General features: G+C 50.6%; 9 protein-coding genes. All 9 read left to right on the top strand.

Translation table 11 applies throughout. The features are described 5' to 3' along the window. The first annotated feature begins 511 nt into the window (after positions 1-511). Positions 512-2,071, top strand: a complete 1,560-nt coding sequence (locus QNK41_RS08315; RefSeq protein WP_319255644.1) for a sigma 54-interacting transcriptional regulator — start codon at positions 512-514, stop codon at positions 2,069-2,071. A 557-nt stretch (positions 2,072-2,628) separates the two neighbouring features. Then, positions 2,629-3,651 carry a sensor domain-containing diguanylate cyclase gene (locus QNK41_RS08310; RefSeq protein WP_319255642.1) on the top strand — a complete coding sequence of 341 codons (1,023 nt, stop codon included), beginning with the start codon at positions 2,629-2,631 and terminating at the stop codon, positions 3,649-3,651. 128 nt (positions 3,652-3,779) lie between these two features. Then, positions 3,780-4,097 carry a hypothetical protein gene (locus QNK41_RS08305; protein ID WP_319255640.1) on the top strand — a complete coding sequence of 106 codons (318 nt, stop codon included), beginning with the start codon at positions 3,780-3,782 and terminating at the stop codon, positions 4,095-4,097. Positions 4,098-4,117: 20 nt separating this feature from the next. Beyond that, a complete protein-coding gene (locus tag QNK41_RS08300; RefSeq protein ID WP_319255638.1) occupies positions 4,118-4,486 on the top strand; it encodes a hypothetical protein in 369 nt (122 codons plus the stop codon). Positions 4,487-4,601: 115 nt separating this feature from the next. Further along, positions 4,602-4,787, top strand: a complete 186-nt coding sequence (locus QNK41_RS08295; protein ID WP_319255636.1) for a hypothetical protein — start codon at positions 4,602-4,604, stop codon at positions 4,785-4,787. A gap of 42 nt (positions 4,788-4,829) precedes the next feature. Then, positions 4,830-5,198, top strand: coding sequence for a hypothetical protein (locus tag QNK41_RS08290; RefSeq protein WP_319255635.1), 369 nt, complete (start codon positions 4,830-4,832; stop codon positions 5,196-5,198). Between the two features lie 94 nt (positions 5,199-5,292). Next, positions 5,293-6,765: a hypothetical protein gene (locus QNK41_RS08285; RefSeq protein ID WP_319255633.1), complete on the top strand. Its 1,473-nt coding sequence runs from the start codon at positions 5,293-5,295 to the stop codon at positions 6,763-6,765. Positions 6,766-6,845: 80 nt separating this feature from the next. Continuing rightward, the gene (locus QNK41_RS08280; protein ID WP_319255631.1) at positions 6,846-8,402 is read left to right on the top strand and encodes a phospholipase D family protein; all 1,557 of its coding nucleotides are present in this window, start codon (positions 6,846-6,848) and stop codon (positions 8,400-8,402) included. 139 nt (positions 8,403-8,541) lie between these two features. Continuing rightward, the coding region (locus tag QNK41_RS08275) for a patatin-like phospholipase family protein (protein ID WP_319255629.1) at positions 8,542-8,976 on the top strand (435 nt) is incomplete at its 3' end.

Here is an 8,976-nt window from a genome sequence, read left to right as displayed (position 1 = left end):
TTGCCGATCTTTATCCGCCTCAGGCGGATCACCACATCTTCGGCGTTAGATATCGCCGCGCATAGTCCACTATAGCGCGACGACATCTGCCTTGAATCTGCGGCAAGCTCGACAATCGCTCAGCTTGGGTGAAAGCATGGTTCAAGATGGCTGACTGGATTGGGCTTTCGCTCTCATTGGAATGACACGCTCCCAAGATCCCCTCCATTGAGTCATGAACCGTGTACCCATGACATCCCGGTCAACACGCAAGAATTTATGGTATTACCTAAAAATCATTAAATATTGACATCTCATCATCGATGCCATTAACATCAATATTGATGGAACTCTCCCCGTAGGAATGAAAATCGATTTCCAGTTCGTTCGCTAACCCTGCCGCCCCGATGACGGGATCTCCGCTTTGCTTCGACAAGCGACGGGGAATGCGCTCGCTAATGCGGTTCAGTTTAACGATGACTTCAGTATCTGGTCCCTAAATGTTTTGATACGGGCGGTTTATTTTTAGACTATGAATGAATTTGACCATAGCTTCTACAAGATCCTCTTCGAAGATCTCGATCCTGATAAACTCAGGAAGCGATTCCTTCAATTACTTTTGAAATTGCAAAATGTCGAGCGTGGTTCAATATGGATCAAGCATGAGGACCATTATGTGTGTGTTGAATCTTTGGGTGGGCCATCGAAAATCGATATCATCAAAGGCGCCTCTATCCGTGCTGAAGAAAAAAGTATTGTCGGCTGGGTGATGGAGCACGGCGAAATGACCGTTGCAGAGGGTGGAAAAGACCCACGCCATTGTATAGAATTTGAAAAAGATATGCAGCTGAAGAGCGCCCTGATTCTGGCCTTTCCATTGATATTGGGAAGCGGAGAAGTGTATGGCGTCGTCCAGATTGTTGATACAAGTGCGGGCGGCAGTCGATTGAATATTGATGAACAATACCTGCAACTCCTAAAAAGCATCGTTGACATGGGCGCAATTGCCCTAAACAACGCACTGCAGCATACCAGTCAGATTAATCGAGCCCGAGAACTTGAACAAACCCTCGATGAGATTCGAAACAAGATCCAGATCATCGGCCAAAGTAAATCCTTCCTGGAAGCTATGAAAAAGGTTCGCGACTACGCCCGGACGGACTTTCCTGTTTTAATTACAGGCGAAAGTGGGACCGGGAAAGATCTTGTGGCCATGGCGCTGCACAATCTCAGTTCGCGCAGAGAAAAACCCTTTGTGGTCCAGAATTGCAGTGCCATTCCGGAAACGCTGCTGGAAAGCGAATTATTTGGCTACAAAAAAGGTGCATTTACCGGAGCCACTGAAAACAAGACCGGCCTTTTAATGGCAGCCAACGGCGGTACTGTCTTTTTAGATGAAATCGGCGATATGTCGCTACCACTGCAGGCACGCATTCTAAGGGTCATCCAAAATAATGAAATCAAACCGCTAGGCGAATCCAGTATACGCAAGATCAACATTCGGGTCATTTCAGCTACGAATAAAGACTTGGTTAAAGCGGTTAAAGCAAAGACATTCAGGGAAGACTTATATTACCGCCTCAATGTCCTTCCGCTGCACCTGCCGCCATTGCGAAAAAGAAGAAATGACATCCCTCTTCTTCTCAATTATTTCATCAGAAGGGAATCCATCGAATTGGGCATCCCACAGAAACGCATTTCGGGCGACGCATTGACCTATTTGCAAAGTTATCAGTGGGAGGGCAATATTCGAGAACTCGAAAATTTCGTCAAATACATCCTAAGCACCGTTGAAGGTAACATTGTGGGTGTCAACGACATACCTGATCATTTTAACCACAAGGAAACGGAAGAAGCGGCAGCAACCGAAAACCGTCCTGTTCTTGTTGATTCAATGGTTCCGGAGCGTTCATTTTCTAAAGAGAATGTCGATGTTCATTTTGAGGACTATACATGGGCGGAACTGGATAAAGCATATGTCAAATATCTCCTTAAAAAAAACAATTGGGTGGTAACCCGGGCTGCCAGAGACGCAGGAATTAATAGATCCACCTTTGATTCAAGAATGAAAAAACTTGATATCAAAAAATGATCTTTCCTGTCAAAACCCAACATCAGGTGGTCGGAATTATTATTATTAAAGGTCGTCGCCATGTGATGGCAATCAGACACAGGTTTCGGCGTGATCCGTTTTTTAGGATGGCCATTCCGATTATTTTCAGGCGGACTGTAGCGATCAATTAACCAGCACCCAAACTGAGCGATTCACCTTTCTCGAAGAAGGGCGATTGGTAACGATCACGGTTGGGTAGCATCGATGGTTGTATTCAGAAGGTGAAACCCATTGAGTTTGCCGATCTTTATCCGCCTCAGGCGGATCACCCTATCTTCGGCGTTAGATATCGCCGCGCATAGTCCACTATAGCGCGACGACATCTGCCTTGAACCGCGAAAGCGAGCGCATTCCTCGCCGCTTGTCGGCGCGAAGCAAAGATCCCGCTCATCGGGGCGGCGGGGTTAGCGAGCGAACTGCAAATCGATTTTCATCCTTACGGTGAAGATTCCCCGCGGCTTGCCGCGGGGAGGGTTCAATCTGCGGCAAACTCGACAATCGCTCAGTTTGGGCAGCATTCTCATTACGGAGTTAAAATGAAAGATAGTAGTGGGTTAAACCGTGAACAGTTACTGAGTTGTCTGGATTTTGGAAAAGCGCTGACTTCTGAGCTAGATCCGAATCGGCTTTTGGAGCGGGTTCTGGAAAAAGTTTCCAAGCTCTTCCCGTCCGAGTACTGGTCGCTTCTGCTTATGGACGAGGCGACCGAAACATTGAGATTCGAGTTGAGCATCGATCTGGATCTGGAGCAAATGAAAGATTTCCGGCTGGCCCTCGGACAAGGTGCGGCCGGCCAGTGTGCGCTGAAGCAGGAATTGCTCGTACTGGAGGATGTCAAGCAGTACGATTTTTTTGACGACAAGGTGGATGAGTTGTCCGGCTATCGCACAAAGTCGCTGGTTTGCGTTCCCATCGTGTTCGCCGGCCGTACGCTGGGGGTTCTGGAAATGGTCAATCCAAGGGCGCTGGATAAGGAGAGTATTGAATTGCTGACCATCGTTTCAGACTATTTGGCCATCGCGATGGAGAATACTCGCCGTTACCGAAAATTGCGCGACATGACCATCCGAGACAGCTTGACCGGACTTTACAACCAGCGCTACTTCTATCGTTCACTGACAGTGCTCGTTAAAAATTGTAATGCCGAGGAGGGGTGTTTTTCCCTAATTTTCATGGACATCGATGATTTCAAGACGGTTGTCGATACGCAAGGGCATCTCAACGGCAGCCGGACGCTACGGGAAATTGCCCAAAACATTCAAGGGTGCCTAAAAGATGCATCCTTTGCCGTTGCCTATGGCGGGGATGAGTTTGTGGTGGTGCTGCCGGATACCGATAGGTTCCACGCCGCTGAAACCGCTCGAGAGATTAGAGACTCCATCAAAACCGCCACTTTTCTGACCCGTTGGGGCCGTAACGTTCAGGTGACAGCCAGTTTCGGTGTAGCGACCTTTCCTGATAATGCACGTAATATCGAAGAGTTGCTTGCCTTGGCCGACCAGGCGATGTTCAGAGTCAAAAACACCGGAAAGGATCGAGTTGAATTGAGTCTGAATTGACTGTATTAATTTTATTTTCAGAGTGGGGTGATTCGTAAGAACTCCTGAAAAGACTCAATCTTGACATTTTACAACTATGGCAGGGCCGCTACCGGCGTTGCCTTAATTGTGAAACCTCATTAGTTAAAGTGTCCATCGGTTTTCAGGCGGGTGGCCAGGCCTTCAGCGAAATAATCTTTTTCGAAGACAAACGGGCCTATGACGAATTCACCAGCGGGGAATTCGAGTTTGATGCAGTGGCATCCGCCGTGGCCATCACCGCCGGCGTCCAGGCCAAAGCCGGCACCGAAGGCACCACCGCCGGCGCGAGCGCCGGGCCTGCTGCAGGCAAACAGGCCCAAGCCAGCTATCATAAAGGTATGGCCGTGTTTGTACACACCAAAGGCGGTTTGATGTATGAGGCGGCTATCGGTGGACAGAAGTTTAATTTCAAGCCCAAGCAATAAACCCATATTGGAGGACCGTGATGAAAGCCAAAAAAAGAGGACGGTTTTTAATTTTTCTGATAGCCATCGTTATTGGTTCAGCGGTTTGGGGAACAGTGACAATCGCCGCCGAATCCGCTGATTTGGATGAAGCTACGGTTAAAAGTTATCTCGAAAAGAAAGTGGCAGGGGATCCGGGTTCATGCCTGGTAGAGAGCACGAAACTGGAGATCATCGGCATCGCTGATCTCGTTCCTAGGCAGCAGGCAGAAGTCTTTTATAACTTCGAATATTTGCTTAGATGCAATCGCAGTAAGGAGACCAAAGGTGGTCAGGGCGTACTGAAGGCGGTACGCCTTCGAGACGGCAACTGGATCGACCGGGAAACGGTTGCAATCATTTCAAAATAAACCCCATAAGGCTATCTTAGTCACCGAAATTATCGGTAGCATCAAGAAACCATGGAGATAAAAGTATATCAATATTTTTCAAACATATACCAGCAGCGGAAGCCTCCCTCTGCGCGTGAATTATTGCGTGTTGATGGACGGTCTCTGCCTTACCCTTCAGGTGTTTGTCGCTGCAGCGGCACCGGAACGTTCTGAGGAAGCCGATGCAAAGCGCTCATCCGGCAGATGGCTTCCCCTATCGATCTTCCTGACGGAACCGGCCTTCGGCTATGGACTCGGCCTGGGGCTGGGGGGGGACTAGGATTACTGGCGCGGAACCCTCAAGGCGCTATCTTTCCATCAATTGCACCCGGACGTCGTGCTGGGAATTCGGCTGGAAGCCACGGCTGTAGATGGCCGACCGCCATTTTTTGCCTACCCATGGGTCAGCCTGCGGGGCATCCCGGCGCTACGCTACCAGGGAAAACGTGTGGGCCTGGTGGAGGTTGAACTGCGTTGGAACATCCTGCCGCGGTGGGCTGTTTTGGGCTTTGCCGCAAAAGGCAGGGTGTATGGGGACAATGCGGCCTTAGAGACCCAGGACGACATTGTCGCGGGAGGCATCGGAGGCCGGTACCAGTTCATGCCCGATGAAGGCTTTTGGTTGGGTGTGGATGTGGCCCGCGGCCCGGAGTATACCTACATGTACATCACTGTGGAGCATGCATGGTAGCGCAATGACAGGATGTTGGATATACCGACAGGGCTTATAGAATGGGCGCCGTCCAGCACTGCAAAAGACTCGGCAAACCCGGAAAGGGGGTATCGTGCGCGAACACACTCGAACGGGAGTTCTGTCCTCTTTTTTAACCATACTATTGGTTATATTTCTTACCGGGGCTGCCTGGGCAGACATCAACAAGAAAGGCCCTGAATCCGAAACCATGACCGAAGCCGAGCTCCAATCCCAGGTGATGGCATTTGCCGATCGATTTATTTCATTGATTTCCTCCGGAATCACCCCGTATAAAAGTCAGTCTCCGCCACCGGAGGAATATAAGTTTGTACACAGCCTCACCGTTTACTCATTTTCTTCCGCCTTTACCGTTGCTGCCCAGGCGAGCCCTGTCGGTGCCCTTTTGGATATGGTTGCGATGGTTACGCTGGGCCGGATCATTTTTGAAGAAAATCTGCTTGTAAAATACGGCCCGGCACTTGAACCGGTAATAGAGGTATTTCGAAAGGCGGAAAAAGAGATCTGGCAGGTTGCAGCCAAGGTGCTCAACACTGACCAGCTAAGGAAAATGCGATCACTCATTCACCAGTGGCGCATGAACAACCCTGACATCGTTTTTTTTCCCTCCGTCAGATTCAGCGATTTTTCTGCCGTACGTGGAAACCTGGAAGAAGAAACCTCGGGGGGATTGTTCAAGTCGGTGGAAAAGGCCACGCAGCAGGTGGAAGAGGTTCGCCTGTTGGCCGAGCGCGGAATGTATCTGGGGACACGGATGCCCATGCTGACTGGGTTATTTGCGAGTGTCTGGTTTTCCCAGCTGGCCAATCATCCTGACATGGAGAAAATTCTCAAGGATGTTAATAAATTTTCGGGCGTATCTGAACGGTTAGCTGTTGTGGCCGAGCAATTGCCCGATCAGATTGCAGCAGAGCGCGATAGGACGATCAAACAGGCCATGGAAAATATTACCAAGCTTATGATAACCGCCGTGGAAGAAACAGAAAAAAAGACGATGGTCATGATAGACGAGGCCGCCAACAGAGTATCTCAGGAACGCAAGGCGGCAATAGAACAGTTAATGAATGAATTCTCCGCTGAAAGAAAACAAACCATAGAGGACTTTTTAAATGAAGATCAACGCGTGCGCGGACTTCTTGGAGAATTGCGTCAGACACTTCTGGTCGGAAATGACCTGTTGCTGTCAGTCAATACCTTGACCCAAACCCTTGATCTGGGTCCTAAAGAAACCCAGTCGGATGCAACTGCCAAGCCTTTTGAGATCAAAGAGTATCAGGCCACCTTGAAGGAAGCATCAATCACGATTCGTCAGTTGCATGAAATGCTCAAGACGGTGGACCAGATGGATTTGGATAAGGCGCTGCCACAAATCGTCAGTGCAGTCGAAACGATTGAAGACCGTGGAGAAAAATGGGTCTTTTTTGCATTTTTTCTCGGGGTTGCGCTGATCCTTGTATTTTTGATCGGCGCGGTGGTCGCCTCGCTCGTCTATCGGCACTTTGCCCATCGTATTTTCCGGTCAGAACCGCTGCAGGCCGGATCTTGAATGTTGGATCCGTTTTACATGCCAAGGGTTCATAAATCTTACAGGTAATGTTCAACTCCAGAATATCAAAAGGAGGAATTATGCGAGGCATATGGTTAACCTGTTTCGTTGCTTTGAGTTTTTTTGTGGTTAGCTGCGCCACCCTTCCGGAAAATGTTAACCGCCCGGAATCATTTGCCTACACCGATACGGCCAATACGACCTTTGGCAAGGACGTCACCGTCAAGGCTGCGGCGCACCAGGGAAAATCCGGCTTTCATCTACTGGGCAACGGCCTGGACGCCTTCGTGGCCCGTGCGGTCCTGGCCCATTATGCCGAGCGCAGCATCGATGTGCAGTACTACCTGTATCACGGCGATCTGGTGGGGCGGCTGTTCACCGATCAGTTGCTCAAAGCCGCCGACCGGGGGGTGCGCGTGCGCCTGCTGGTGGACGACATGGACCTGGCCGGCAGGGACCTGGGTGCAGTGGTGATGGACAGCCACCCCAACATTCAGGTGCGTATCTTCAACCCATTCAGCCGCAAAACCGGCCGGCTCACCCAGTTCGTCACCCGCATGGGCTCGGTAACGCGCCGCATGCACAACAAGTCTTATACTGTTGACAACCAGGTGGCCATCCTCGGCGGACGCAATATCGGCAACGAATATTTTGACGCTGATCCGGACCTGGCCTTTGCCGATCTGGACGTCATGGCCATCGGGCCGGTGGTTCAACAGGTCTCAACGGCGTTTGACCTTTATTGGAACAACGAACTGGCCTACCTGGCAACCGTGCTAAGGGGCAAGCCACCGACAGAGGAGGAGGTTGAACGGCTGCGCGGGCAACTGGACGACTATGTGGCCCAGCAGGTTGATTCAGCGTACCTCCAGGCCCTGCGTAATTCGAATCTGGCAAAAAAAATCCGCGACGAACGGGTGTCCTACGACTGGGGCGACGGCGACGTGGTCTACGACCAGCCGGAGAAGATCCTGCAGGCCACCGACAACACCGAAACCCACCTGGCGCCGCAGATGAGCCCTTACTTTAACAATGTCCAGGATGAATTGATCATCTTTTCACCCTACTTCGTACCCGGTAAAAAGGGAACAGCCTTTCTGGTAGGGCTGGTTGAGCGCGGCATACGGGTGCGCATCCTGACCAACTCCCTGGCATCCACCGATGTGGGTCTGGTGCATTCCGGCTATGCCAAATACCGCAAGGCACTGTTGCGCGGCGGGGTCGAATTGTACGAGATGAACAAGAAACTCACCCGCGAGCAGCGTAAAGAGAAGAAGGGCCCAGGCGGATCCTCCAAGGCCAGCCTGCACGCCAAATCCTTTGTCTTCGACCGCCAGCAGGTGTTTATCGGCTCCTTGAACCTCGATCCGCGGGCAGTCGTCCACAACACCGAGATCGGCGTGGTGATCGAATCGCCGAAAATCGGCGAGGATATGGCCATGGTTTTCGAAAAGGTCGTCCAAGAGTCTGCCTTCCGGCTGGAGCTGGTTAAGAACGCCAATGGATCCGAGGGGATCCGATGGCACGGACGGGTTGATGGGGGAGAGAAGACCTTCACGGTCGACCCCTACACCAGTTTCTGGCGCCGGTTTGGCATCGGATTCATGGGTCTGCTGCCAATTGAATCACAGCTGTAGAACCATTTATGGATAACGATTATAGTGGCACAGACTACTTTGTAATTTCAGATACAGCCAACAATCTTGCAACAAGGTGGCTATCTGTCATTGACAAGAGGAGATACTGCCATAACCACTCAACCTAAAGGGTCCTTCCATGTTCAATCATCAACAAAGTGAGAGAAAGCGCTGCAAAAAAATTTGGATTTTAAATCTATTGCTGGCGCATATGGTCATCTTATTAACTTTTTCTTCTATTCCATCTGAGGCAGCTGACAAAGACACGAATCGCCTTTCTTTAGCTATAAGCGGCGGGGCCAGCCTGGGCGCCTATGAAGCCGGGTTGATCTGGGGACTGATTGAAGTTCTCCGACAGGTGAATAACACCGCAGACTGGTCGCAAGGTGGAGAGCCGCTACCCATTGAAATTTCAAGCATCGCCGGAACATCAGCCGGAGGTATCAATACCATTCTGTCTGCGCTGGCATGGTCGGTAAATCCCGAGAACGAAGGCGGTTTTGCCAATCGCATCGATGACAATATATTCCGGGATGTATGGTTGACGCCCGATATAAATCGGCTGATGCCGACC

Source organism: Desulfosarcina sp., from assembly GCF_033791525.1.
Taxonomy (GTDB): domain Bacteria; phylum Desulfobacterota; class Desulfobacteria; order Desulfobacterales; family Desulfosarcinaceae; genus Desulfosarcina.
Note: the sequence above shows the minus strand (reverse complement) of the source record. Positions and strands in the feature narration are given on the sequence as shown.

What these genes read in the sequence shown, in the direction of transcription:
- QNK41_RS08315 (WP_319255644.1), top strand. Translation starts at nt 512, where the DNA reads ATGAATGAATTTGACCATAGCTTCTACAAGATCCTCTTCGAAGATCTC.
- QNK41_RS08310 (WP_319255642.1), top strand. Translation starts at nt 2,629, where the DNA reads ATGAAAGATAGTAGTGGGTTAAACCGTGAACAGTTACTGAGTTGTCTG.
- QNK41_RS08300 (WP_319255638.1), top strand. Translation starts at nt 4,118, where the DNA reads ATGAAAGCCAAAAAAAGAGGACGGTTTTTAATTTTTCTGATAGCCATC.
- QNK41_RS08280 (WP_319255631.1), top strand. Translation starts at nt 6,846, where the DNA reads ATGCGAGGCATATGGTTAACCTGTTTCGTTGCTTTGAGTTTTTTTGTG.